Origin of the sequence: Leptospira congkakensis (assembly GCF_004770265.1) — a bacterium.
Lineage (GTDB): Bacteria > Spirochaetota > Leptospiria > Leptospirales > Leptospiraceae > Leptospira_A > Leptospira_A congkakensis.
This window is the reverse complement of record NZ_RQGQ01000009.1, coordinates 236,930-262,262: the sequence shown is the minus strand read 5'-3', so window position 1 is coordinate 262,262 and position 25,333 is coordinate 236,930. Positions and strand designations below refer to the sequence as shown.

21 protein-coding genes are annotated in these 25,333 nt (G+C 39.6%); 6 read left to right on the top strand and 15 right to left on the bottom strand.

Annotated features, from left to right (window positions below; all coding sequences use genetic code 11):
* Positions 1–26: 26 nt before the first annotated feature.
* Positions 27–1,355 carry an alpha-amylase family protein gene (locus EHQ70_RS06895; RefSeq protein ID WP_135584812.1) on the top strand — a complete coding sequence of 443 codons (1,329 nt, stop codon included), beginning with the start codon at positions 27–29 and terminating at the stop codon, positions 1,353–1,355.
* On the opposite strand, the gene EHQ70_RS06890 is transcribed toward EHQ70_RS06895, so the two are convergent.
* The 7 genes from EHQ70_RS06890 to EHQ70_RS06860 form a co-directional block, all read right to left on the bottom strand.
* Entirely contained in the window at positions 1,345–3,399 is a 2,055-nt protein-coding gene (locus EHQ70_RS06890) for a RelA/SpoT family protein (RefSeq protein WP_135584810.1), read from the bottom strand. The genes EHQ70_RS06895 and EHQ70_RS06890 overlap by 11 nt on opposite strands.
* On the bottom strand, positions 3,399–4,262 hold the full coding sequence (nadC, locus tag EHQ70_RS06885; protein WP_135584808.1) for a carboxylating nicotinate-nucleotide diphosphorylase: 864 nt from the start codon (positions 4,260–4,262) through the stop codon (positions 3,399–3,401). Before nadC ends, EHQ70_RS06890 begins: the two co-directional genes overlap by 1 nt.
* Before the next feature lie 70 nt (positions 4,263–4,332).
* Complete coding sequence (locus EHQ70_RS06880; RefSeq protein WP_135584806.1) at positions 4,333–5,739, bottom strand: lipoprotein LipL71; 1,407 nt, start codon at positions 5,737–5,739, stop codon at positions 4,333–4,335.
* 64 nt (positions 5,740–5,803) lie between these two features.
* The gene (locus EHQ70_RS06875) at positions 5,804–6,139 is read right to left on the bottom strand and encodes an STAS domain-containing protein (RefSeq protein WP_002975418.1); all 336 of its coding nucleotides are present in this window, start codon (positions 6,137–6,139) and stop codon (positions 5,804–5,806) included.
* Positions 6,140–6,232: 93 nt separating this feature from the next.
* The gene (tgt, locus tag EHQ70_RS06870; protein WP_135584805.1) at positions 6,233–7,348 is read right to left on the bottom strand and encodes a tRNA guanosine(34) transglycosylase Tgt; all 1,116 of its coding nucleotides are present in this window, start codon (positions 7,346–7,348) and stop codon (positions 6,233–6,235) included.
* The gene (locus EHQ70_RS06865) at positions 7,348–7,785 is read right to left on the bottom strand and encodes a Fur family transcriptional regulator (RefSeq protein WP_244242047.1); all 438 of its coding nucleotides are present in this window, start codon (positions 7,783–7,785) and stop codon (positions 7,348–7,350) included. Before EHQ70_RS06865 ends, tgt begins: the two co-directional genes overlap by 1 nt.
* Positions 7,786–7,850: 65 nt before the next feature.
* Positions 7,851–8,402, bottom strand: coding sequence for an LPS assembly lipoprotein LptE (locus EHQ70_RS06860; RefSeq protein WP_135584801.1), 552 nt, complete (start codon positions 8,400–8,402; stop codon positions 7,851–7,853).
* Positions 8,403–8,525: 123 nt separating this feature from the next.
* Between EHQ70_RS06860 and EHQ70_RS06855 the strand changes: the two genes are divergently transcribed.
* The gene (locus EHQ70_RS06855) at positions 8,526–10,337 is read left to right on the top strand and encodes a M23 family peptidase (RefSeq protein WP_135584799.1); all 1,812 of its coding nucleotides are present in this window, start codon (positions 8,526–8,528) and stop codon (positions 10,335–10,337) included.
* On the opposite strand, the gene greA is transcribed toward EHQ70_RS06855, so the two are convergent.
* The 5 genes from greA to EHQ70_RS06830 all read right to left on the bottom strand — a co-directional run bounded on the left by greA (position 10,310) and on the right by EHQ70_RS06830 (position 15,877).
* A complete protein-coding gene (greA, locus tag EHQ70_RS06850; protein ID WP_135584797.1) occupies positions 10,310–13,075 on the bottom strand; it encodes a transcription elongation factor GreA in 2,766 nt (921 codons plus the stop codon). The two genes, EHQ70_RS06855 and greA, sit on opposite strands and share 28 nt — an antisense overlap.
* A gap of 210 nt (positions 13,076–13,285) precedes the next feature.
* Complete coding sequence (flaA1, locus tag EHQ70_RS06845) at positions 13,286–14,272, bottom strand: flagellar filament outer layer protein FlaA1 (protein ID WP_135584795.1); 987 nt, start codon at positions 14,270–14,272, stop codon at positions 13,286–13,288.
* 16 nt (positions 14,273–14,288) lie between these two features.
* Positions 14,289–15,005, bottom strand: a complete 717-nt coding sequence (flaA2, locus tag EHQ70_RS06840) for a flagellar filament outer layer protein FlaA2 (RefSeq protein ID WP_135584793.1) — start codon at positions 15,003–15,005, stop codon at positions 14,289–14,291.
* Positions 15,006–15,016: 11 nt separating this feature from the next.
* Positions 15,017–15,253 (bottom strand): DNA-binding protein, encoded by a 237-nt coding sequence (locus EHQ70_RS06835; protein ID WP_002975368.1) that lies wholly within the window; start codon positions 15,251–15,253, stop codon positions 15,017–15,019.
* A 153-nt stretch (positions 15,254–15,406) separates the two neighbouring features.
* Positions 15,407–15,877 (bottom strand): cyclic nucleotide-binding domain-containing protein, encoded by a 471-nt coding sequence (locus EHQ70_RS06830; RefSeq protein ID WP_135584791.1) that lies wholly within the window; start codon positions 15,875–15,877, stop codon positions 15,407–15,409.
* A gap of 187 nt (positions 15,878–16,064) precedes the next feature.
* Here EHQ70_RS06830 and EHQ70_RS06825 point away from each other — a divergent pair, with 187 nt between their 5' ends.
* Positions 16,065–16,685, top strand: a complete 621-nt coding sequence (locus tag EHQ70_RS06825; protein WP_135584788.1) for a response regulator transcription factor — start codon at positions 16,065–16,067, stop codon at positions 16,683–16,685.
* On the opposite strand, the gene EHQ70_RS06820 is transcribed toward EHQ70_RS06825, so the two are convergent.
* Positions 16,682–19,099, bottom strand: a complete 2,418-nt coding sequence (locus EHQ70_RS06820) for a hybrid sensor histidine kinase/response regulator (protein ID WP_135584786.1) — start codon at positions 19,097–19,099, stop codon at positions 16,682–16,684. The two genes, EHQ70_RS06825 and EHQ70_RS06820, sit on opposite strands and share 4 nt — an antisense overlap.
* A 163-nt stretch (positions 19,100–19,262) precedes the next feature.
* Here EHQ70_RS06820 and EHQ70_RS06815 point away from each other — a divergent pair, with 163 nt between their 5' ends.
* From EHQ70_RS06815 to groL, 3 genes are all read left to right on the top strand, one after another.
* Positions 19,263–20,846: a helicase HerA-like domain-containing protein gene (locus EHQ70_RS06815; protein WP_135584784.1), complete on the top strand. Its 1,584-nt coding sequence runs from the start codon at positions 19,263–19,265 to the stop codon at positions 20,844–20,846.
* 137 nt (positions 20,847–20,983) lie between these two features.
* Positions 20,984–21,274 (top strand): co-chaperone GroES, encoded by a 291-nt coding sequence (gene groES / locus EHQ70_RS06810; protein ID WP_004784852.1) that lies wholly within the window; start codon positions 20,984–20,986, stop codon positions 21,272–21,274.
* Positions 21,275–21,296: 22 nt separating this feature from the next.
* Positions 21,297–22,943, top strand: a complete 1,647-nt coding sequence (gene groL / locus EHQ70_RS06805; RefSeq protein WP_135578601.1) for a chaperonin GroEL — start codon at positions 21,297–21,299, stop codon at positions 22,941–22,943.
* 76 nt (positions 22,944–23,019) lie between these two features.
* Here the strand turns inward: groL and EHQ70_RS06800 are convergent, their stop codons facing one another.
* Both EHQ70_RS06800 and EHQ70_RS06795 read right to left on the bottom strand, forming a co-directional pair.
* Positions 23,020–24,945, bottom strand: coding sequence for a PP2C family protein-serine/threonine phosphatase (locus EHQ70_RS06800; protein ID WP_135584782.1), 1,926 nt, complete (start codon positions 24,943–24,945; stop codon positions 23,020–23,022).
* Positions 24,927–25,313, bottom strand: a complete 387-nt coding sequence (locus EHQ70_RS06795; protein WP_135584780.1) for a peptide chain release factor family protein — start codon at positions 25,311–25,313, stop codon at positions 24,927–24,929. The genes EHQ70_RS06800 and EHQ70_RS06795 overlap by 19 nt, the downstream gene beginning before the upstream one ends.
* Positions 25,314–25,333 lie beyond the last annotated feature (20 nt).

The following is a 25,333-nucleotide window of genomic DNA, read 5'->3' as shown; positions in this document are numbered from 1 at the left end:
TTGGCTCAAGGCTTTTTTGTACAAAAATGACGGAACCGCTCGAACTTAGCCTCCCCACCCTAATCCATTCCCCTCCGTTTGAATGGGCCGACGAAATTTGGCTGATGGGTGTCTGGAAAAATAGCCCAAAATCCCAATGGATCGCTCGTTCCATGCCGGAACTCCAGACTGGTTTTCATACCGTTAAACAAAACCTTGGCCCAGAAGATATTTATGGATCTCCTTATTCTGTTTTCTCTTATACACCCGACCCAATAGTGTCTGGGGAAAAAGATCTAAAACATATTCATCAGCTGATGCAAAGTTGGAATAAAAAACTAATTTTAGATTTTGTTCCAAACCATATGGCAATTGATTCCCCTTTGATCGATTCTGATCCAAATTTATTTCTGAAGGCAAATGATTCCGTTTCATCAAAAAATTCTTTTTTACATCATAATGGAATCCGTTACGTGTATGGGCGAGATCCTTATTTTGATGGTTGGACAGATACCATCCAATGGGATTTTTCAAATCCAAATGTAGAACAAAAACATATCCAAATTCTGAAAGAGATCGCAAAACAATGTGATGGTGTTCGTTGTGATATGGCCATGTTACTCCTTCCCGATATTTTCGAAAGAACTCATGGGAAAAAATCAGCTTACGATTGGAAACGAGTCATTGATATAGTAAGGCAAAACTATCCAAATTTTAAATTTTATGCAGAAGCCTATTGGGAAATGGAAAATCGATTACTGGACTTAGGGTTTGATGCCACTTATGATAAATCCTTTTATGATGCTCTCAAACAAAACAATTTCCCCTTTGTCTCTCAAAGTTTGAGACAAAATTCTAACAGAAACCAAATCAGATTTCTGGAAAACCATGACGAAGAAAGAGCCAAACATCAATTTGGTGACAAATCTTATAGTTATTTTAGCCTACTCTCTGCCAGTGAATCAATTTTATTATTCCATGAAGGTCAGGACCTAGGTTTATCCAAAAAAATTCCAGTGCAAATGATTCATACGGATTTAGAAAAAACAAACCCCTATTCAGAAGAATTTTACAAAAGAACCTTAAAAACCACAGCCAAAAGAAATTCGAATGGATTTTCTTTTTGGCCAAACTACAAAGAGTTTAACGGTCATTCAGTTTTTATCAAATCCATCCAAACCGAAAATCAAACAGAACTTTTCCTTTGGAATGAAAACAATATAGAAGTCTCGGGTTGGATTTTTTTCCAAGAAGGAATCCAGTTTAAACCAAGTTTAACGGATCTCGTAACAGGAACAGAATACCCACAAACAAAATCCGAAGAAGGAATTTATTTCAAACTAAATCCAAACCAAGCCCAGTGGTTTATTTTTTAACCCTTTCCGCAAAAACCACACCTTGGATCATTCGTAAGTTTTCTAAAATTTCTTTGAGTTGGTCTAAATGATCCACTTCTAACATAAATTTGGCGGTTAATGTTCCATTCGGATGTGAAGATGCACCCGCTTCCAAAATATTTGTTTCTGTGCTGGAGATGGATTCTACCATCGATAAGTAAATTCCTTGTACATCTTTCGCACGAACTTCGATTTGGATAGGAATTGGTTCTCCTGGCCCTTCCCAACGAACAGGAATGGTTTTCATCCACTCGAGTTGTTTGTTCGCAGTCGTACAATCTTTTTTATGAACACTCACTCCTCTTCCTCTTGTGATAAAACCAATGATTTCATCACCTGGGATGGGTGTACAACAAGAAGCTACTCGAACAGGAACATCATTCCAACCAGCCACGGAAATCCCAAACTCTTTTGATTCCTCTTGGTGCTGATTTGATTTGTTCGTTTTTTTGATTTTAACTTTTTTGATCTCTTTGATTGTGTTTTCATCAATGGCTGGTGTTGATGCTTCCAAAACAGAACCAATGGTTTCCCTTTGTGAGTCTTCTTGTAATTTCCGAAAATAAGCACGTAACTTTTGTCTTGCGCCAGAAGTTTTTACAATACGTAACCAAATAGGTGATGGTTTGGAACTTTTTTCAGTAATGATCTCTACTTGATCTCCTGATTTTAATTCCGTACGAAGTGTAACCATTCGCCCATTAACTTTACCACCCCTAGCATGTAATCCCACATCTGTATGGATTCGGAATGCATAGTCTAGAACCGTCGCGCCCTTTGGCATTTCGATAATTTCGCCTTTAGGAGTAAAAACAAAGACCTCATCTTCATGGAGATCATATTGTAGTTCTTCCATAAATTCTTTGGAATCAAGGCTTGGGTCTTGCCATGATTTCAAAATTTCCAACCACTTCATACGGAAGGCATTTTCTACACCGTTCTGCAAAATGACGGAAGTTTTAGAAAGATTGGTGGACTCTTTGTAAGCCCAGTGTGCCGCGACCCCATTCTCAGCAATGGCATTCATATCCTTAGTTCGGATCTGCACTTCCATGGGGCGGCCATCAGGTCCAAAAACAGTTGTATGTAAAGACTGATAAAGGTTAGTTTTCGGAGTGGCTATATAATCTTTGAACCTTCCGGGAATCGGAGTCCAGAGAGTATGAACAATTCCAAGTACCCCATAACAATCTTTAATTTCATTGGTGATGATTCGAACTGCCCTTAGGTCAAAAATCTCAGAAAATGATTTTTCCTTTGTAACCATCTTTCTATAAATTGAATAAAAATGTTTGGCCCTTCCATCAATGCGAGCATCAATACTAATCTCAGCCAACCTTTGTTTGAGAATGATTTTAATTTTTTCTATGTATTCATCGCGTTCCGATTTTTTTGCGGATACACGTTTTTTAATTTCCTGATATTCTTCTGGATGAAGAGACTGAAATGCCAAATCTTCCAACTCAAACTTAACTTTATAAACACCTAGGCGGCCGGCAATAGGCGCATACAAAGCCAATACTTCTTTCGCAATTCGTTTTTGTTTTTCTTCCGGTTGGAATTTTAGTGTACGGACGTTATGTGTTTTGTCTGCCAATTTGATTAACATCACCCGCACATCTTTGATAGTTGCGAGTAACATCTTTCTGATATTTTCAGCAGCTTCCGTTTCTTTGGATTGGGATTTAATTTCAGAAATTTTGGTTACACCTTCAACAAGTGCTGCTATATCCTCACCAAATTCACGAGTCATATCTTCTTTACTATAACTTGTGTCTTCCACAACATCATGCAAAAGACCGGCGGCAATGGCTCTTTCATCCAATCCAAGTTCATCCAAAACGGAGGCTACGTTCATGGGATGAATGATATACGGTTCGCCAGACAAACGTTTTTGCCCCGAATGCATTTTATCTGCAATAGCATATGCCTTTTCTATTAATGTGGCTTTTTCTGGTCCGAGTCTTTTTTGAACTGCTTCGAATAACTCCTGTTTATCCTTTATGTCTTGGTATAATCCCATTATTTAATATCCAAACTTATATCTAAAAATTTTACAGTATGAGTTAAATAACCCATACTCACACCAATGTCTTGAAATTTAGATAGAAACTTTAATTTTTCTGGAGTGATTCCACCGGAACATTCGATACGAATTTGTGGTGATTTCCCCTTAATGATTTCTATTGCTTTTTCGGTATCCGAATCAGAAAAATTATCTAACAAAATAATATCAGGATTTGATGTGATAGCTTCACTAAGTTGTGATAGGCCATCAATTTCTAGTTCTATTTTTTTCCCTGGATTAGCATTTCGAACAATTTGTACAGCCGACTGGATGGATCCTGCTTTTGCTATATGATTATCTTTTAACATTGCCATCTCAGACAAATTCAATCGGTGGTTGGCTCCCCCACCCGTATAGACAGCATACTTTGCAAGTTTTCGATATCCAGGTAATGTTTTTCTAGTATCTAAAATAAGAAGATTAGGGAATTCTTTTGTCACCTTACTTGCATTTGTTGCTATTCCAGAAAGGTACTGGATAAAATTTAAAAGAATCCGTTCCATTTTTAAAATATCTTTCAAGGAACCTTCCAAACCACCAATGATGGTTCCTTTGGAAAGAGTTGCTCCATCAGATAAAACGGGTTTCCATTTCACATTTGCCTTCGTGAGGGAGATGAGACAAGGTAGTACAGCAAGTCCACACAAAACACCTTCTTCCTTGGCTAGTAATTCCGCTTTGCAGATTTCATTAGAGTCAAATAGAGAATCTGTAGTGATGTCTCCGGCAGGCAAATCTTCGGTTAATGCGAGACTTACTAATGCCTCAAAGTCCTTTTCCGAAATTTCAGTGACAGGTGTTGTGTATCCTCGAGTCATATGGTCCTATTCTTTAGACAAAAAAAAAGCTGCCCTTACGACAGCTTTTTTTCGAACACCTAAGGCTTGTTTACTCCTTAGGGGCAGTTCCGATTTTCCCTGTTTTAGGAGGGATATTCAATTTTTGTTTTGGATAAATCAGGTTTTTGTTGCGAATCGATTTACGATTGGCTTCAAAAATTCTTGGCCAAAGTTTTGCATCGTTGTAGATGTCTTCTCTATCCGCAATTCTCCAAAGGCAATCTGTAGGATTTGATTTTTCTACAGTATATCTTTTCCAACCACCAGAAAGTTCTTCCACTTGAGAGGAACTTGCTTTATCGTTTGTTTCTTCAGTTTTAGTGGCAGTAGTTGTTGTATCAGGTTCTGTAGTTTTGCGATCTTTTTTCGCTACTGTATTTTTACCTTTCAAAGTTTCAATTTGATCAATAGAAATTTCTGCTAGTCGGATGGCTTCTTCTGATTGAGCAATCGAATCATCAAATTTTTCTTGTTCTAAAAGGTTTCCAGAAGCTTGTAAAGATTCATTGGAGGCACCTAGGTTTTCTTGAGTGCTTGCATAAGATTCTTTTGCGTTAGACTTGAGGTAAGTTTCAGCACTCAATTCACCAAAACGTGCGTTTGCATCTTCTACAACTTCACGAGCTTGAACATTGCGGTTCTTTGCATGGTCTTTGACTGCATTTGCAAGTAGAGAAGCAGATGCCAAACGAGCTGCTTTAATTTTTTCATCAGCAGTTTTCAAACGACCAGCTTCGATGTCTTCACGAGCAGAAGCCACTCTTGCTTTTTCTTCATCGATGGCAGGATTTCCACCTTTGGAATATGTATAAGCTTTTTCTAATACTGCATCTACTTCATCAGCGGATTGACGAACAGATCCCGATCTGTCTAGAGCCACTTTTTTTGCATCCTGGCTGATTTTGGAAGCTTCCGCAAAATGATTGTGAGCATCTTCATACTCTTGCAAAGCTACTGTGCGTTTTAATTCTTTTGCTGTTTCGTCTTTGTCTTCACGAAGGTAAGAAGCAAGGCTCGCATCTGCTTGTGCCAATTTGGTTTCACCAGCATCACGCGCAGTCACAGCTTTTTTAAATTCTTCAGGAGTGTATTCGGAAGCATATGCTTCGTCAGCCGCATCGATAGAAGCAACCGCTTCTTCACGAGACTTTGCAGCAAGCTTTGGTAAAGTTTTTTCTAATGCGTCGTAAGCTTTAGAAATTGCATAATCTGCACTTTTTTTAGAATCAGATGCATTTTCTTGAGATGCAAATTCGTTAGCAGAGATGAGACTTTTTTTGGCTTCTGAATATTCTTCAGGAGCATACTCTTCTGCAGAAAGTCTTTCCGCTCTTTCTACTTGTGATTTTGCTAATTCAAGTTCTTTCTTTGGCAATTCTTGTGCACAATTAACAAATCCAATGGAAAACAATACCAATCCAGAGAGAAAGACTGCTGTCTTTTTCTTTCTTAACATAACAAACTCCTTAACTTTTCTTCGGGGGGTTTTGTAAGAGAGAAGCGCAATACACGCTCCTCGTTTACTTAAAAGCAGTGACGGCTTCGTCTTCGCTGTCGAAAATCTCAAAAAATGAAGTCAACTTAGTCAGTTCAAATACCTTGCGAACGGAACCAGCTACGTTGATGATTTTAAGCCCACCTTGGTATTTCTTCAAGTTGGACAAACTTGAAATTAAAGCTCCAATTCCGGAGGAGTCGATGTAAGATACCTTCTCGAGATTGATGACGATGCAATATTTTTGTTCTTCGATCAATTTGGCAATTACATCCTTGATCTCAGGCGCGTTATAAAGGTCGATCTCCCCGTTAATATCGAGGACTACGATTTTATCTTTTTCCCTTCTGGTGATTTCCATGTGTGTCTAGAGACTCCTCAATGAAGCTACAATCAATGTAGAAATGACGGTACAATTGCATTCAAAAAAATTGGGTACGTCAACCTAATAATTTTAGCTACCAAACAAATTTTTCCAATGGTCATAAAAGCCCTGAAAATTGCCTATTTCTATGGACTTTCGCATCTTTTCCATGAAGCTTTGCATAAAATATAAGTTGTGATACGTTGAGAGCGAAAATGCTGTCAGTTCCTTCACCTTATGAAGATGACGTATGTAGCCGAGGCTATATGTTTTACAAACCTTACACCCACATTCAGGGTCGATAGGTCCTTCTGCCAGACGATGGCTTTCATTCCTTAAATTGATTTTGCCGAGCGAGGTGAATACTTGCCCATTTCGCGCATTTCTCGTCGGTAAAACACAATCAAACATATCGATTCCATTCTTAACACCTTCCAATATGTCAACGACGGTCCCCACACCCATTAGGTAACGGGGACGAACACTATCAAAAAATGGTGCCATACATTCTAAAATACGAATGTATTCTGGTCTAGGTTCCCCAACGCTGAGTCCCCCGATGGCAATTCCTGGAAAATTTATATTCTGTAATGTATCTAAACTTCGTTTTCGAAGGGATTCATTGACTCCCCCCTGGACAATCGGGAATACATTTTGTCCATTTGGATTCTCCATCCAATATTCATAAGATTCTTTGGCCCATCTATGGGTTCTATCCAGGGCTAATTCCAAGCGTTTTAGATCACTTCCATAAGGAGCACAATCGTCTAAAACCATCATAATATCGGATCCAATGGAACGTTGCATATCGATGACAGAAGCAGGAGTGAATTTATGATGGCTTCCATCGATATGGGACTGGAACCGAACCCCATCTTCCTCAAACTTAAAAAGACTAGCAAGACTAAAGACCTGAAACCCACCAGAATCAGTGAGTAAGGCTCTTTTGTAAGACATGAAATTTTTTAAACCATGGAAGTGATCCATCACTTCTTTACCTGGTTTTAAGTATAAATGATAGGTATTCGCTAGGATTAAGTTGTAACCCAATTCATCAATGTCTGATGAAGAAAGGGATTTGATACTTCCTCTAGTTCCCACCGGCATAAAGATAGGAGTTTCAACTTGGATTCCATTTAAGTGGAGAGTTCCGGTCCTTGCGTAAGAACCGGGGTCTTTTGATCTTTCTTTAAAAATAGAAGACACTATTTTTTTGTTTTATGTTCACAATTAGCAAAATTCAAACAGTTTCCAAAAATATTCAAACTATGTCCAGTGATGGTAAATCCGTTTTCGGATGCAGCTTTGTTTTGTAGTTCTTCAATTCTTTCATCAATAAATTCTACAATACGACCACACTGCATACAAATGATATGATCGTGGTGTTCATGTCCGATAATATGTTCGTAATATTTGTAATCTTTACCAAAGTCATGTTCTTCTAGTAGGCCTGCCTCAACCATAATGGCAAGGATTCTGTAGATAGTTGCTTTGGAGATACGATCCTTATTGTCTTTTAATTCATCTAAAAGACCTTCGGCAGTAAAATGATTGTGTGAAGAAAAAATCTTTTGTGCAACCAACAGACGTTGGTTGGTTATTTTGAGACCTTTTTCTTTAAGATACTCCTCGAAAGCAAGCATCTCTTTTTTTGTATCTTCGCTGGAAATAGGATCGTTTTGCAAGGTTTATCTCCTCATGATTCAACTTAGTTCAATACACCAGAAAGAGAATAATACCATGCTCTTTCTGATTCTTCTGCAATTCGAAGCGCCATCACCCGAAGGAGACGATTTTGAGCTTCCAATTCTGATTCCCGAAATCCAATTTGAGTAGAAAAATGAACTCGTCCAGGAATTTCATTGCGTTCCATTGGAATTTTATTTCCCGTCTCCGCCTCAATGATTTCCACTCGAGCGACTACAAATAGTTCCGAAGTAATTTGTCTGTCCGCAAGATCCATAAGATCTCCGACTTGTTGGTAGTGGACAATCTCTGCATACAACCGGTATTTCGCGAGAGTTTTTTCACGAGTGGTGATAAACCTGCCCCGTCTATCAATTTCTTCCATAATCATTTGGGTGAGACGGGTATGCATTCCTGGGGAATAAGTATTGTTTCTTACGTTTTGGATATAAATCAAACGTTTGGAGTCAGGGACGGGAACCCCATCGATTTTGGGAGGCCTGCCCGGTTCCTTGAATAAAAAGGCACAACCAGAAACTGCAAATAATAGGAAGGATACAATGCCTAATTTCATAGAGAAATGTTCCCTGTCATCTTAAGTGCCAAGTCTAGTTTGTCAAGGGAATCGAAACGAAGGGAATTTCTTTCGATTTCGGGAAAGGCATGACAAAGGAAGTGGGAGGATTCTGATTCTCCCATGGAGATATCTCTTCTTCGTAAACTTAGTTTTCTCATTTGTTTTTCTTCGGGTCTTCTTTGGGGACAGTCCAAAATCCCAGAGATACCTCCAAACGAGGTAGGATTTCCCCTACCTTATTACTCTCCTGTTTCTGGAACTTTCGCAGAAATCCGAAACCACAACTTACATTTAGGTTCTGATTTCAAATCTTATGGTCTAAATGGCCATAGCATCTTAGCCACGTTTGATGGGTATATTGAAGAAATCAGTTATTCTAAAACTGGGTATGGGTTATCTCTCAATCTTTATAGTCCGAAATACAAACTCAAATCCAAATATGCCCACTTACATTCCTTTGGTGGTAGTTTGTATGATTTAGAACTCCTTCGCCGTGCTGTTCTTCTGATGGGTGATCCCGCTGGGTTCCAACTGAAACTCCCACCCGGAATGTTTTCCGCAAAAAAAGGAACAGCTCTTGGAAAAACTGGGGAATCTGGATCGGGAATTTCGCATCTTCACTTAGAGTTTCGAGCAGAAAAAGGAATCATCAATCCACTCTACTTTCCCGAAATCCACCAAAAAGATACCACTCCTCCCACAATCCTTTCTATGTATTTAGAAGGAGATTATTTAGAAAATCCTATCCTACTCACTGCTAAGGAAAAATCAAAAGGCCGGTATGAACTTTTTACTGATACGGGAGATCTTTTTGAATCTATTTCTTTAACAGGAAAGATTCGTCTTCGTTTGAGTGGGTATGATTTCATTCGTTCTAGAAACAAAAACAATGTGTATGGAATGGATCTATTTGTAGATGGAAAATCGATCTTCAGTCGTAACTTCGATTTTTTAGCTTATGAAGATGGCTCCAAAAAACACCAGTTCTACGATATCAACAGGTCATCGCTTGCACCACCTGTGTATTTTTATCATATGTATGAACAGTCTAAAAACTTTAAAGAAGAAGGTTTTTCTTTAGATTTGGATGGATACAAACCAAAAGAAAAATTACCACTAGAAGTTTCCCTCCGTGATGCGACAGGAAACAAATCCTCTGTATTTTTTTCCATCATTCATGATAAAAATGAAACCGAAAGCAGCAGGATTGTCAGAAAACAAAAGAGTGGAAACAAATTTAGCTCAAACGATGGAAAGCTGATTGTGGATCTAACCAAAGCAGAAGTTTCTGGTGAAGGAATTTTACTCATCACAGAAGTGAATGAAAAAGACATTCCTTTCAAAATCCCCTCAGGCCTTCCTCTCAAAGGAAAAATCTACCAATTGGATACAAAAAAGATGAGTTGGAAGGGTGAAGGAATCGGAGAATGGACTCTCAGCTATCCAACTTCCATAAAAGAATCTCTCTATTTTTATGATTCCTCAATTGGCAAATTCCAATCCATTGCTCACAAAAGAAAACCAAATGGATTTAGTTTCAAACTCACCAAACTTGGGTATGTTTTGGTTTTGTCTGATGAAACTCCCCCGACCATTTTTCCAATGACTTCCCTTGCCAGATACATTGAACTACCTGAAGTGAGAAACCAATGTTTTGAAGAAAGATTTTATGTTCTTGGAGATACAGGAAGTGGATTTCGAACAAACGTAGAACTCACGATAGACGGACAATCCTTTCCCTATGAATATGATCCAGACAGACGAGCCATCCGAGTTCTGATTCCGAAGAGTTTACAAAAAGAAAGGCCTTATCTTCTTTTGGAAGCTAAGGCCTTCGACTTTGCCGGAAATGTTTCCGAACCGTTTGTGGATTTAATTTCTACTCACGGCTGGGCAGAGGAACTTCAGGCCTCTTGTCCTGTCATGGAATAACGAGTTATATCCAATACTTCGTAAACAGTTTCCGTAGATCCGAAGACAAGTGTTGCTTCGTTTCCAGTATGTTTTCCAAGAAGTGATTTTGCGAGCGGAGATTGGTAAGAAATGATATTCTTTTCCGTATCCGCATCCCAAGCACCAAGAATTGAGTAAGTCACAGTTTCACTAGTTTGTTTGTTTTTTAAACGTATAGTAGTTCCGATTCCCACTTTATCTGATTTAACATCACTAAGGTCAAGGATCCTTGCACTTTTCAGTTCCGCTTCCAATCGTTTGATAGCTGCTTGTAACTGAGCTTGTTTTTCCATCGCCGCTTTGTATTCTGCGTTTTCTCGTAAGTCCCCTTTTTCTTGGGCCTCTCCGATATCACGAGAGTTCTCAGCCATCTCTACGTTCACAAGGTGTTCAAACTCTTGTTTTTTAGCGTTGAAGGCACGACGAGTCACTAGAACCACATCACTAGGAAGGTTTGCTAAAGGATCATCATCAGCATCTTCTTCTGAATCGTATTCATCCCAAACTATGTTTGGTTTGAGTTCGTTGATCAGAGCATAGAGTTGGTCTTTTTCTAAATCAGTTACATAAGGAACTTCTTTGAATAGAGCAAATAGTTTACGAACATATTCATCATCTGCATTGGTTAGGATGTCGCGAAGAAGGCTATTGTCCTTTCCAAAAAGAATGTCCATCGCTTGGTTTTTGAGTTTGGTTCCTTTGTCTTCAATCTTTGCGAGAGGCTTGAGAATACGGAACACACGAAGAACTAAATCTTCTTCACTGACTTTTAACCAATCAAACTTCCAAGTATGAGAAAGGATGGATTTAGCAACCCAAAGGAAAACTTCAGGGTTTTCTTTGGATTTGTTACAAACTGTTTCCACAAACAAATTGAGTTCTGCAAACTTATCATCAGAAACCAAGTTTTGGAAAACCGAACGGTTTACCTTTACTGGAACTTCAAACAATAACCCAATTAGAATATTGATTGCTTCTGGATGGTAAGCACGAATCAGATCTTTAAATCCTTTTTTGATATCCGTGTTTTCCAAAGCTTTTGAAATTTTTAACGCATCTTCTTTGGAAAGAGATTGGATGAGAGTTGTTAGTTCTTGTTCACGAATTTTGTGAGAGAACTCTTCCATTGGCCAAGCTTTACTTGCTTCTTCCAAATACAAATAAGCAGAAAGTTTACGAATGGAATCTCTTGCTGTTTCTTCTTCACCGTAATGCGATATGAAAAAATCACCAGCTTCTGCTGCTTCATCAGCATCACGAACCGCTTCCATAGCAATTTCTAGTTTTTTATTAGTATCATTGCTAGCTTGGAATTTTTGAGTTAAGGTTTCCGAATGAGTGATTGGTTTTTCATGGTAAACAACTTCATCCTTTTTCTTAGGATTCATTCCGATATTCGCTTCTTTTTTAAGAACCGATTTTACCTTCGCCCACCATTTAGACCACTCGTCTGCCTTTAAGAACGTTCCGATGAGTTCGTTCTTCATGTCCGCAATGATCATTCGGTTGTCGTAAGATTTAAGAAGTTGTTTTAAGAACTCAGCTAAGTTCTCAGCAAACATTGTATTGATGGCTTGTTTGTCTTCGTAATGTTGAACCCAAATATGGTCTTTCTTCAACGGTTTGAGTGAAGTGATAGCCATTTGGATTGAAAGTTTGTGATCTTTCTTTTCTTCAAAATCAACAAAGATAGAATCTCCAGTTTGGGAGATGGATGTAATTTTACCAACACCCCAGTTTCTATGCATTACATAGTTACCAGTATCAAATACGATATTTCTTTCGAAGTTAGTGATACAAAGTTTTACCGGTTTACGGTTGTTACCTAGTTCACTCATCTTGAGGAAATCTTCAAGAAGTGAATGCGCTGTGTATTTTTGTTTGTAAGCACGAATGAGTTCGTTTCTTGCTTTTTGAGAAGCTGGTTCGTGTTCTAAAATCTTTTTTAAGAAGTAGATGACATGATCCCAATCTTCCATCGCCTTAAAAGGTTCGACGATTGGATAAAGAAGTCCCACTAAACGAGTTTTTTCTCTTTGTCCAAGTAGGATACGTTCAATTTTATCGAAGAAAGAAACATCCTCGTAATTGTTTTGAACGATGGTAGGCCAAATCTCCTCCATCTGAACGTATTCTTTATTTTTTGCATACATCTCAACAGCAAGTTTGAGATAGGAGATCGCTTTTGGTTTGTCTTCTTCCATAATGGAAAAACCATACTTTTTGGCAATCTCTGGGTTTTTACGATCTTGTTTGGCGAGTTTTTCAAGAACCACTTTCAGTTCTTTGTTTTTCTTGAGTTTGTCGAGTGCTTCCGCTTTTACGCGAAGAGCAAGTCTATGATCACCGAATCGTAAAATAGAATCTGTAATGTATTCAATAATGGTCCATTTAGCGTGAGCCTTGAAAGCATCCAAAATACTCTTCACCAAATTTGCGTCCCCCATGGAATCTTCCATGAAAGAAATAATCATTAACATATATTTAGCGGAGATAGACTCAGGATGTTCTTTGAAATGGTCTTCAATTTTTTGTTTAGCTTCCGCTAAACGATTTTCTGCCTTATATGCATCAATGACATCGTCAAAGATTTTGAATTTAGAAACGGGAACCGTTCCTGCATCTGCACGTACATAAATTTCCTCATTAAAGAGAGGAGTTAGTTTGTCGTTGTCGGCGATTTTGTTTGATTTGTCTTCGGTAATAGTATCAGGCATGAAAAGAATCTCCCTCTTCGTATTTCCAATAAAGGGTGTTCATAGTTCCTATAAAGTTGTTACGGTAAATTTAGCGATGAATCCGCGAAAAGAACAGTCCTAGAGTTCATTTTCCAGGTCCGTTCGATTCTGTAAAGCCAAAAAACCCAGTCGATTTGACTGGGTTTTTGTTGGTCCCAAAGGAACCCTTCTTTCAAGTGAGTGAGGATTCTACTTGTTTTGGGAAGAACCGTTACTTCCACCACAATCGCGGATTTTCGCACCTGTGGAGATAGCTCCGGACTTCTGAAGCATTTGTTCCATCTTAACTTTGCTTTTACAATCTTCTTCATCAAAGTCGAGGTTTGCCCCATCAAAGTGAACTTCGAAGGTATCAGCAAGAACTCGGAGTTCGTCAAAGAAAAGGTAAACAGCCTCTGGACCAGTATTCAACCGGGAACGAATTTTAAACTGTTTGAAAATTAAGTTTCTGGTCGCCGGGAAGGCATTTGCCTCTTGCGGGATTCCTGGAGGGATGACGATGTGGAGAGGTCTCCAACCAACAAAGTCCAAGGATCCGAAAGGGAAAATATGGCTATTGCCATTATAGTCTTCTAACCAACCTTCTAAATCGTATTCGTTACCACGACCTAGAACCCAAACAGAAATGGCTTTTACGTTTCCTGGAGTTTCAATCCCATAAACTTTTTCCAATTTCTTTTTGTTGTCAGCATCGATATAAGGTCTTGCACGTGTGATTTCATATTCTGGAGCACGTGGAGGGCGAACCGTAACTACGTTGTTTCCTGGAAAAGTGAATTGGAATTTTACAGCCAATACTTTTGCGTTTCCAGCATCCACGTTTTTCACATCGCCTGGTTTACCAGGAACTAGTTTTACTTCTCTCAGCACAAGAGGAGACTTCACAGGGTCATTGAGAACTGGAGAATATTTATTATTCTCATCGTATTTCATATCACCTGTGCCGTCTTTGTTCACTCCATCTTTGTCAGTGAATACTTCCCAACCATAAGGCGCGGAAGAAACGGGAGAGTCCCAAGATTCGATCGTAATAGCTTTGAGTTCCATAGCACCAATATCATTTCCAATTGGTGTTGCCACCCCATTGGATACTTTGTATTGTGCTTGTGCAAAACCAATCAGTGCGATGGACGTTAGGGCTACTAAAGTTAGGATTTTTGTTTTGTTGTTTTCCATTGTTCCTTTCTCCCGCTTACCAATTGTCCTTAATTTCAGATCCAGGGTATTTTGCTTCGGATCTGTCGGTTCTCACTTGGAGGTCATCTACATAAAAGTAAAAGTCCCCTGCTACTTCATGAACATCAGATGTCACAAAAAGAGAAACGAAGTGAAGGTTTTTATCTAAAAGTGCAAATCTTGTACTTTGTGGAATAAATCCTGGAATGGTAGCCGTAAGTTTTCTCCATCCGAAGAAATCCAAACGACCCAAACGGATATTATGTGTTACGTCTTTATAATCTCTAAATTTTGCAAAAAGGGTATGTCTGAACTTTCTACCAAGAACCCAAACAGAGATTTGTCTCACTTTCCCTTTGATGATATATTCATGTGGTGGGTAAAGTTCCACTCGATCCAGTCCCTTAGCAGCAAAATGTGTTTTGACTCCTAAAATATGGTTCTTTTCGAGTTTGTCACCGCCGTCTTCTGGAACGGTTTTTTCATCGAATACATCTTTGATGAGCCCGCGTTGAACGAGTTTCAAAGTTCTTGTTTCTCCGAGTGGAGTGGTAGCTTTTACTCTCCAATCCTCAGCCTCTTCAAAATCATCTAAAACGATTTTTCTAAGAGGGCTATCCTCATCATTTGCATTGTTAGCTGTATTTTGTCCGCCAGTATCTGCCTGTGCGTACAACATTCCTATTGAAAGGAAGAGGCCTAACAACAGTTTGGTCAATCCTAATTTCCCCATGAAACTCACTCCTAAAAGGCTCCTAACTCCGGGTCTTTCGTATTCTCATTATCGGATATCCGGCTTTTAAATTGATTCAAGATTTCGATCATTCGATCGATTCCTTCCGCCGGTAGAAAGATCGAGGATTTTTTGCTATTCGACCATTCCGATACTTTCAGGTAGAATCCAGCCTGGTTTTTCTTCAAATCCACCAAGAAGGTCTTATTTTGTGTTACGATCTTCTCGGTTAGGATTTCGGGGTCCACCATGCATTCCTTCTCCCTGCCTACGTAAATAGTATCGGATTCCGAAACCCATTCCTTAGCTGTAATAGGAAGAAACTGAGGAATGGAAAAGGTTTTTTCGAAAGCGGTCGATAAAAAATCCCGATTTGATTGAATTTTGTCTTTTTTGGGCTTCTACGCGAATCGTTTCCGAAGCTCCCGAGCATAAGCCAAGTCATGGGTTAGCTTTCGGAGTCTGCGGATGTAATAATGGGTCACTTCCTTGTAAAATTTGAGCTCCATTTCTTTGTTTTTGGAAAACATATCGTGTAAATCAGAATAGCGAAGTTCGTATAATTCAGAATTCTCTTTTGCTTCTACTTTTGCGGAGCGTTTTTCATCATCAAAAAAAGGCAATTCCCCAAAGTGATCCCCTTCTCCAAGAGTGATTAGGTTCACATCGTCCCCGTGGCTTGTCGCGGTGGAGATTTGTAAAGTTCCATATTTCACAATGTACATGGACTCTGCTTCTTCACCTATATCATACAAAACATTTCGAGGAGGTAGGTGGACTTCCTGGATCTTTTCAGCAATGTGCAACAGTTCGTCTTGGTTTAACTTTTGGAAGAGATATATTTTTTTGAGACTCTCTACTTTAGTATTCATTCATACTCCTAGGATTTCTCTGAAAATGGGGGAATTTCGCTAATTTGCAAGAGAAAATTAAGTAGATAGACTCATGATTTTTTCTGGACAAATGGAACGGAATAGTACTAATATTTTCAGTTCTCCTCGTCTACTAGGGGGAAACGCTAGGGACAAAAGGTTCCTGGTTCCAAAAAAAGGGATATATATGACATCTAAAAAGAAGGTATTACTTGTTGAAGACCACGCCGTGACTCGAGTTGGAGTGAAACATGTCGTGAACTCTTCAGCCGATTTTGAAGTTGTGGGAGAAGCAGAACATTCCTCTCAAATTGTTACCCTCTTAAATGAAACGAGACCTGACTTTGTCCTCCTCGACTTGCGAATTCCAGGGGAAAACGTCCTCAATATGGTGAAGGATTGGAAAAAAGAACATCCAAACCTCAAAGTGGTCACTCTTACCATGCTCGATGAACAACCGATTGTTCATTCTGCGATTGAAGCGGGTGTGGATGGGTATCTTTTGAAAAGTGACGACCTAAGCAGTCTCACCAAAAATTTGAACGAAATTGCTTCTGGAAAAACGGTTTATTCCAAAAATCTCAAACTCAGTTTCAATCGCAAACCTCAGGACGGAAAAGTAGCCAACAAAAAGGAAAAACAAATTCTAACCCTTCTTGGCCACGGAAAAACCTACCAAGAAATTGGTACAGAAATTGGTCTCTCCAAAAGAACTGTGGAATACCATGTCGGTAGATTAAAAGACCGATTCAACGCTAAAACCGTAGCGGAACTGATCGGCCGTGCCAAAGAACAAATGTTAATCTAAACTTCTAGATCTAACAATCGCTTCACGAGTTCTACCAACTTCGCATCAGGAGATGTTTTTGTAAGAAAGGCATCTCCCCCAATTTCGATCACTGTTGTTTCTAATTTGTAACCGGTATTTGGATCTGTATGGGAACTGGAAACTAAGAGGGAACGGATTTCTTCCATCTCCGAGTTGGAATACAAATCCCGAAGGAAATCAACTCCAGTTCTTTCTGGCATGGAATAATCCACAATGATCAGATCAGGTTTCAAACGACCAACCGATAACAAGGCATGGTCAGGATACTCTTCTTCCCAAAGGATACAAGGAAGGTCTTTTAATACTTTGCGAATCTGTTTTCTGTAACCTGGGTTATCATCCAGAACAAGAACAATCTTCTCGTAATTAGGAAGTAAAAATTCAAAAGAACTTCCCAAGTCTTCTTCTGAATGGACTTTGAGTTCGGCACCATGTCGCTCTGCTACCTCTTTACAAAAAGCAAGACCCACTCCCGCTCCCATCTCATCGGCTGTCCCTTTACGTACGAAAAGAAACCCCTCTTCCAAAATATGTTCTGCCCAATACGGTGACATTCCAATTCCGGTATCGACAACTTTCAAACTCCAGTTTTTATCCTTCTCTGAGAGAGAGATTTCCACGGTTCCTGATTCTTTGGTGAATTTAACTGCATTTGTGAGGAGGTTCCAAATCAAATGTTCAATCAAATTAGGATCCCCAATTCCAATGGAGGATTCTTCGATATGGGTGATGATGGAAATGTTTTTGGGTTTTGCCATCTCCTGAACTCGTTCGATGAGCTGGTCTGTGATTTGGCGAAAATCAAAAAGTTGGTAATCAGGAAATACAGAAGCATTTTGGAACCTTGAGTATTTAATGAGTTCTTCCACCATACTAAGTATGTTTTTGAGTCCTGTGGATGCCTCACCGAGTACCTGTTTGGCTCTTTCTGGAGAGAGAGAGGGAGGAGATTCTGTCAGTAAGTTAAAAACAGAAGAGATTCCAAAAAGTGGAGAACGAATGTCATGGGAAACAATGGAGATAAATTTATCCTTTAATTCCCCTGTTTTTTCGGCTTTTTCTTTTTCTTTTCTCAGTTCTATGGTTTTCCATTCCACTTCTTTTCGTAAGTTGAGAGTTAGGTATTCGGCAGTTTCCCAAGTGTGAGCATTTTGTTTGGAAATCACAATGGCCAGGCACATACAAAAGATAGCAAACGCAAGTTCCGTAAGCATCGGTAAATCCCAACGTTTAAAAAAGACCACAGAATCATATATGGTTGCAGATAACATCACCACTGTTCCTAACAAAATGATACTTCCGATATATCTAGATTCCCTTTGGAAACAGGAACGAACTGCTGCAACCATAGCAATGACAAGAATGATTGCCATATATGTTTGGCTAAAAATAAGAAGTTTTGTGTACACAGCGTACGGTGCCGTGGCGATGATGATAAATTCCAAAAGAATGGGAATTAGAAGATACTTTTTGTATTTTTCTGGAAAAAAGTTTGTTTGGTTTTGAAAGAAAAACAGAAGACTAAAAATTTGAATTCCGCAAAAGGCAATGTATTCCAATCGGATTTGTAACATCTCAAGCCAATCAGAAGCCACAAACCAATCCCTCGAAACTCGATCAAAAAGTAAAATGCGGATGAGCCAAGAAATACAAAGCAAAGAAAACCAAAGTGGCGATTTGTCCTTTCTTCGATGGATGAATAAAAACAAATGAGAAAGGGCAAGGACAAGGAAAGTGGCAAAGAAAAATGCTTTTTTTCGTTCTTTAAAACGAAGGTATAAAAGAGTTTTTCCCACTTCCCCTAAAACAGGAGAGTAGTATGGGCCACCACGAGAATAAAGGTAATTGGAAATTTGAAGGTAGATGACAGTGGATGGTGTGGCACGAAAAGAACGAGCCGTTTCTAAATAATAACCAATAGAACCTTCTTTCGTTTTAGAAACCTTTCCAGCGGAACCAAGGAGTACAAGTCCCCTTTCCGCATTATGGTAATAGGCACGGTAAGCTGAGGAAGTTTCCCGCAAATAGAACATCAAGTTGATGGGGTCTTTCACAGTCAGTTTCAAACGATACGTAACAAACCCGTGTGCCGGCAAGTTTTGGTTCACCCAATAGGCAGGAACGTTGAGTTTAGTTGCTTCCTTTTTTTCAAGTGCCTTAAACTCTTCTTCTGTTTCAGGCAATTCCCCCGGGAAGGCTTCCCATTCTCCTGCAAGAGGAAAAGGATCTAAGGTTTTTGGATCTTCCTTAGAAAGGTCAAGGACACCAGCCTGGATGGACTTTGCAGGTGCCAAAGACGGAATGGACCTATTGCATTGGGCAAAAACAAAAACGAAGAGAGAAAAAAGAACCAGTTTGGAAACGGAAAAAATAGGGGAACGCACCACATCCAAACCTTAGAAGGAATTTCGAAAAACTCAAATCATATTAGTAGGAGTACGAGAAATTTATTCTTTCTGCGGTCGTTTTCGGGTCAGAACGACCATTCACTGTCTTTAGAAAACATTGACTTGGGAACAAAAATCAAAAGAAGTAGAGGATTCACAGGGGACTCTAATGGCAAAAAAATCAGATGTATTTGTTTCTAAAATCAGCGAAGGATATCCATCCAAAGGATCGCTCTACCTTGGAGCAGGAGTTTTCGACGGAGAAACATATAAAGAAGCGTCTGTTTCCATACCCCTTTCCACTCTCAACCGACATGGACTCATCGCTGGTGCCACAGGAACTGGTAAAACCAAAACCTTACAACTTCTGACAGAAGCCTTATCGGAGGCGGGTGTTCCCGTAGTCCTTATGGACATCAAAGGAGACCTCTCTGGACTAGCAGAGGCCGGTGAAGAGAATGATAAAATCAAAGAACGAACCAAGGCTCTTGGAATTGATTGGAAAGCCGCATCTTATCCAGTGGAATTTTTGTCTTTATCCAAAGAACCTGGGGTTCGCCTTCGTGCGACCATTGCCGAGTTTGGCCCCGTTCTCATCTCTCGCATTTTAGAACTGAATGATACGCAAAGCAGTGTGGTATCCCTTGTTTTCAAATACTGTGATGATTTGGGTCTTCCGATCCTTGATACAAAAGATTTTAAAAAAGCCCTCCAATACATCAATGATGCGGGAAAAGCTGAATTGGAAAAAGAATATGGAACTGTTTCTTCGCAAAGTATCTCCATCATTTTACGAAAACTCATTGAACTGGAAGGCCAAGGTGGGGAAGATTTTTTTGGAGAACCATCCTTTGATGTGAATGATCTGATGCATTCAGAATCCAAAAAAGGAAACGTATCCATCATTCGTTTGACAGACATCCAAACCAAACCTCGTCTTTTTTCTACTTTTATGTTATCTCTTCTCACGGAAATCTATGCGACCTTTCCAGAAGAAGGAGATTTGGAAAAACCAAAACTCGTTTTATTCATTGATGAAGCACATTTAGTGTTTGATGAAGCATCGAATGATTTACTCAAACAATTGGAAACGATGGTACGACTCATTCGTTCGAAAGGTGTAGGGATTATTTTTTGTACCCAATCGCCAACAGACCTACCCAAAGAAATTTTGGGGCAATTGGGATTAAAGATCCAACATGCACTCAGAGCCTTCACAGCAAACGACCGCAAGGCGATCAAAACCGCTTCTGAAAATTATCCAGAAACAGAATTTTATGACACAAAGGAAGTCATCACCACACTCGGAATTGGCGAGGCTTTCATCACGGCCCTCAGTCCCAAAGGAAGTCCCACTCCCCTAGTCCACACCCTCCTTGCCCCGCCGGCATCCCGAATGGGAATTTTGAAACCAGAGGAATTGGACTCTAAAATTAAAAAATCAGACCTGGTCAAAAAATACGAAACCACACTCGATCGGGAAAGTGCCCACGAAATGCTTTCTAAAAAAATGGAAACCATTGCCGATGAAACTGAGGCCGCCGAAGAAGAGTCAGGCGAGAAAAAAACAAAAAACAAACGCAGCAAAGAAAAAGAAGATCCTAGTTTTGTGGAAACCCTTTCCAAAAACCCACTCGCCCGGGAAGTAGGCAGAACAGTTGCCAAAGAGGTCACAAGGGGACTTCTGGGAATGCTCGGGGTCACCCCCAAACGAGGCTCCAAACGCAAAAAAACCGGCCTTTTCGGCTTCTAGACCCAAATTAGCACTCTTTGACTGAAAGTGCTTGACGGTTCTTTCGACCGATCATTTTATGGTATCTGAGTTTAGCACTCTTTTTGAATTGGTGCTAAACTCGGAATCATCAACAGATTGCATACAAGGAGTTACTCATGGCATCAATCAAACCTTTAGGCGACCGAGTGGTCGTAGAGCCAAAGAATGAGTCGGAAGAAAAAATCGGATCCATCATCGTACCAGACACTGCGAAAGAAAAACCACAAGAAGGGAAAGTCATTGCAGTTGGACAAGGTCGTTATGAAGACGGAAAACTCGTTCCTTTAGAAGTAAAGGTAGGAGATACAGTTCTCTACGGAAAATATTCTGGAACTGAGATCAAACAAGGCGGACGTGATTTACTCATCATCCGTGAAAGCGACATCCTCGGTGTTGTTACAAATTAATAATAGAAGGAAATAATCAATCATGGCTAAAACAATTGAATTTGATGAAACAGCTCGTAGAAAACTTCTTAGCGGAGTGAACAAACTTGCTAACGCAGTAAAAGTAACTCTTGGACCAAAAGGTCGTAACGTAGTCATCGATAAAAAATTTGGTGCACCTACTATCACTAAAGACGGTGTAACTGTTGCGAAAGAAATCGAACTAGAAGACGCAATCGAAAACATGGGCGCGCAAATGGTGAAGGAAGTTTCTACAAAAACTAACGACATCGCAGGGGACGGAACAACAACGGCTACCATCCTTGCACAAGCAATCATCAATGAAGGTTTGAAAAACGTAACTGCGGGTGCAAACCCAATGGCACTCAAACACGGAATTGACAAAGCAGTTCTTTCTGCTGTAGAAGAAATCAAAAAACACGCTATCAAAATCAATAGCAAAGCAGAATACGCAAACGTTGCTACTATCTCCGCAAACAATGATCCAGAAATCGGTAACCTCATTGCTCAAGCTTTTGACAAAGTAGGTAAAGAAGGTGTGATCACTGTTGATGAAGCAAAATCAATTGAAACCACTCTTGATATCGTAGAAGGTATGCAATTTGATCGTGGATACGTATCACCTTATATGGTAACTGATCCAGAAGCAATGATCGCAACTTTTAACGATCCATTCATCTTGATTTACGACAAAAAAATTGCGTCTATGAAAGACCTTCTTCCTGTGCTCGAAAAAATTGCACAAGCAGGAAGACCACTCGTAATCATCGCAGAAGAAGTGGAAGGGGAAGCTCTTGCAACTATCGTTGTGAACACTCTTCGTAAAACCATCCAATGTGTGGCTGTAAAAGCTCCTGGTTTTGGTGATAGAAGAAAAGCAATGCTTGAAGACATTGCCATCCTCACTGGTGGACAAGTGATTTCTGAAGACCTCGGAATGAAACTAGAAAACGCTGATGTGAAGATGCTTGGTCGTGCGAAAAAAGTGGTAGTGGACAAAGAAAACACAACCATCATCGAAGGTGCTGGTGCTTCTAAAGACATCCAAGGCCGAGTCAACCAAATCAAAAAACAAATCGAAGATACTACATCTGATTACGATCGTGAAAAACTCCAAGAACGCCTTGCAAAACTTGCTGGTGGTGTTGCGGTAATCCACGTTGGTGCAGCTACTGAAGTAGAAATGAAAGAGAAAAAAGCTCGTGTAGAAGATGCTCTTTCTGCAACTCGTGCGGCTGTAGAAGAAGGGATTGTTCCTGGTGGTGGACTCACACTTCTTCGTGCACAAGACGCTGTAAAAGCTCTTAAACTAAGTGGTGACGAACAAACTGGTGCGAATATCATCTTACGTGCATTAGAAGAACCTATCCGCATGATCACTTCCAATGCTGGTCTTGAAGGATCAGTCATCGTAGAACAAGCTCGTGCCCGTAAAGGAAACGAAGGATTCAACGCACTCACTATGGTTTGGGAAGACCTAATCAAAGCTGGTGTTGTTGACCCTGCGAAAGTGGTTCGTTCTGCTCTTCAAAACGCAGCTTCTATCGGAGCTATGATCCTCACAACTGAAGTAACCATTACTGACAAACCAGAACCGAAAGATGCAGGTGCTGGAATGGGCGGTATGGGAGGAATGGGTGGCATGGGAGGAATGGGCGGCATGATGTAAATCATCCCCTATTCACCTTGGGAAATGAATTTTCTTTTCCCACACCAAAGCCTTGGAGTCAAATCCAAGGCTTTTTTTATGCCTTCACATGCAAATGAATGATGGTGATATCATCATGGGGTGCTCCCGAAAGACCAGTAAAGTAATGGAAGTTTTCTAACATGTTTGCCATAGGATCGATTGATTGTTTGGCGATTGTTTCAAGAAAGGATTTGGCTAAACGTTTTTCGCCGTATTCCAACCGGTCTGCATTTTCTTCTTCAGTAAGACCATCCGTATAAAACAAAAATTGATCCCCTTTTTTGAAAAAATATTCTTCTTCCCCATAAGTAAGCCCTGGTAAGATTCCGAGAGGTTTTCCTTTGGGTTTGATTTCGACAAGTTCTTTGGACTCTGCTTTCCAATGAAAAAAGGAAGGGTGGCCGGCACTTGATACCATAAACTTCCTCGATTCTAAATCGATATGAAAGTATGTAGCGGTTGTAAAACGACCAAAGGATTTTTTCACCAAATCTTCGTTCATTGCAGAAAGTAAAAAAGATGGATTCGACCAATGTTTATAATGTTGGAAAAAGGCAAATTTGGAAAGTGATGCGATGATGGAAGCACCGAGACCATGCCCTACAACATCAGCGATGAGGATTCCAAACTTTCTGCCACCTAACGCCTGAAAATCATAAAAATCCCCTCCTACTTCATGGGAAGGTTGGTAATAAACATTGATATCCATTGGTTCCCAACAAGGTGGTGAGGGAGGAAGGATGGCACTTTGGATTCTGGCAGCCGTTACAATTTCTTTTTGTAAAGTGCCAAATTTGATTTCTGAATTTCGAAAAAGATTTTCGCCATAAAGAGTGAGGCAAATCACAAAAATAAAAAATCCCCAATGAGAGGACCTTGGGACGGAATCTAAAATACCAAGAGAAGAAAGAATGTCATGTGCGTTCAGGATAAAAAGAGCAGAAGCGCCCACCACAAGTAAAATGGCCTTAGGTTTTTTCGCGACTACTTGAGCCCAAGCCACAATGATTTGAATGACCAGTGTTGGTAAACACAACCAAATGAATGTCACTAAACCAACTGACATCGAAATGGTTTCTGTAAATGCCAAGGACAAAATAACAATAGAAAATAAAACATGAAACTGCCATAACATTCGAATGACATTCCACCGACTCACTCCGACCAACTGATCAAAAAAATACAAACAGCTGATGGGTATCAAAAATAGAGTGAAAATAAAAATGATAAAACTAGGAAGGATGGAATCGTAATAAAAAAGTCCAAAAAATCCAGACTGAGATAAAAAGTGGATTCCCGATATCGAAGAAAACCAAGTAAAGGCAAGTAATTGTTTTTTCTTTCGTCTTTCAAAAAGATAAAAAGAAAAAAGTCCCAGAATCAAAAATAGAAATCCAAGGGAAGCAAAAGACTGGGTTCGATTAGCAATTGCTTTGTGGTGGTCGGTAGGATCTCCGTATAAAGGTGGTTCCGAAAAACCTAAAGGTAAAATTCCATCGGAAAAAAAGACTATATAAACATAACTTCCCAAACAATCTTTTGGTAAATGCAAAATGGGAACAAAACTTCTATTGTAAGTGATTGATCTTTTTTCATTGGGAAGATCAGAATCTTGCGAATGAAAAAACTCGGATTGTAATTTAGTATCGCCGCAGTAAGCATCAAAATAAGTAACTAGACCCCGAAGGAGAAGCGATGGTTCGGAATAACCAATGGGATCTCGGAAACGAATCCGCGCCGAAAGGTATTTATGCATTGGTTTTTCCAAACTTATATAAGGAATGTGATAAGGTTGGTATTCTAAAGAAAGGTCTTCGATAGCAGGTTGGAAATAAGTTAACTCATCTTCTGTAAGGAATCGAAATTCCCATCCATGGGACCACTTAACAGACTTATACGGCAATAAAGAATCAAAACAAGAGGTAAAACAAAATAGCGGTAATAAAATCAAAAAAAATAATTTTACATAGGTTCGTTCCATTCTGATTTTTCTTTCTCCAGTTTCTTCTTCAAAGACTTACGATGTTTGTCCTGTTTTTTCTTTCGAAGTTTTTGGACAATTGCATCCGATTCCGTTTGATTCAAGTTCCGTTCTAACTCTAAACACAACAAGTCTCTCGCTTTGTAACGATTGAGACCTTGGGTTCTATAGACGGAACATTTGATTTGTTTTCCTGTGGGTAGATGTACCAAATGCACCGCAGTGGAAACTTTATTTACGTTTTGTCCGCCTTTGCCGCCGGACTTAATGAATCGTTCGCTTAGGTCTTTTTCAGAAATTCCTAGTACTTCCATCCGTTTCTGTAGTGATAGATTCTTTGTTACAGAAACAGGAAAGGTTAAGGGCATTTACGTTAGGCCTTAGAGAA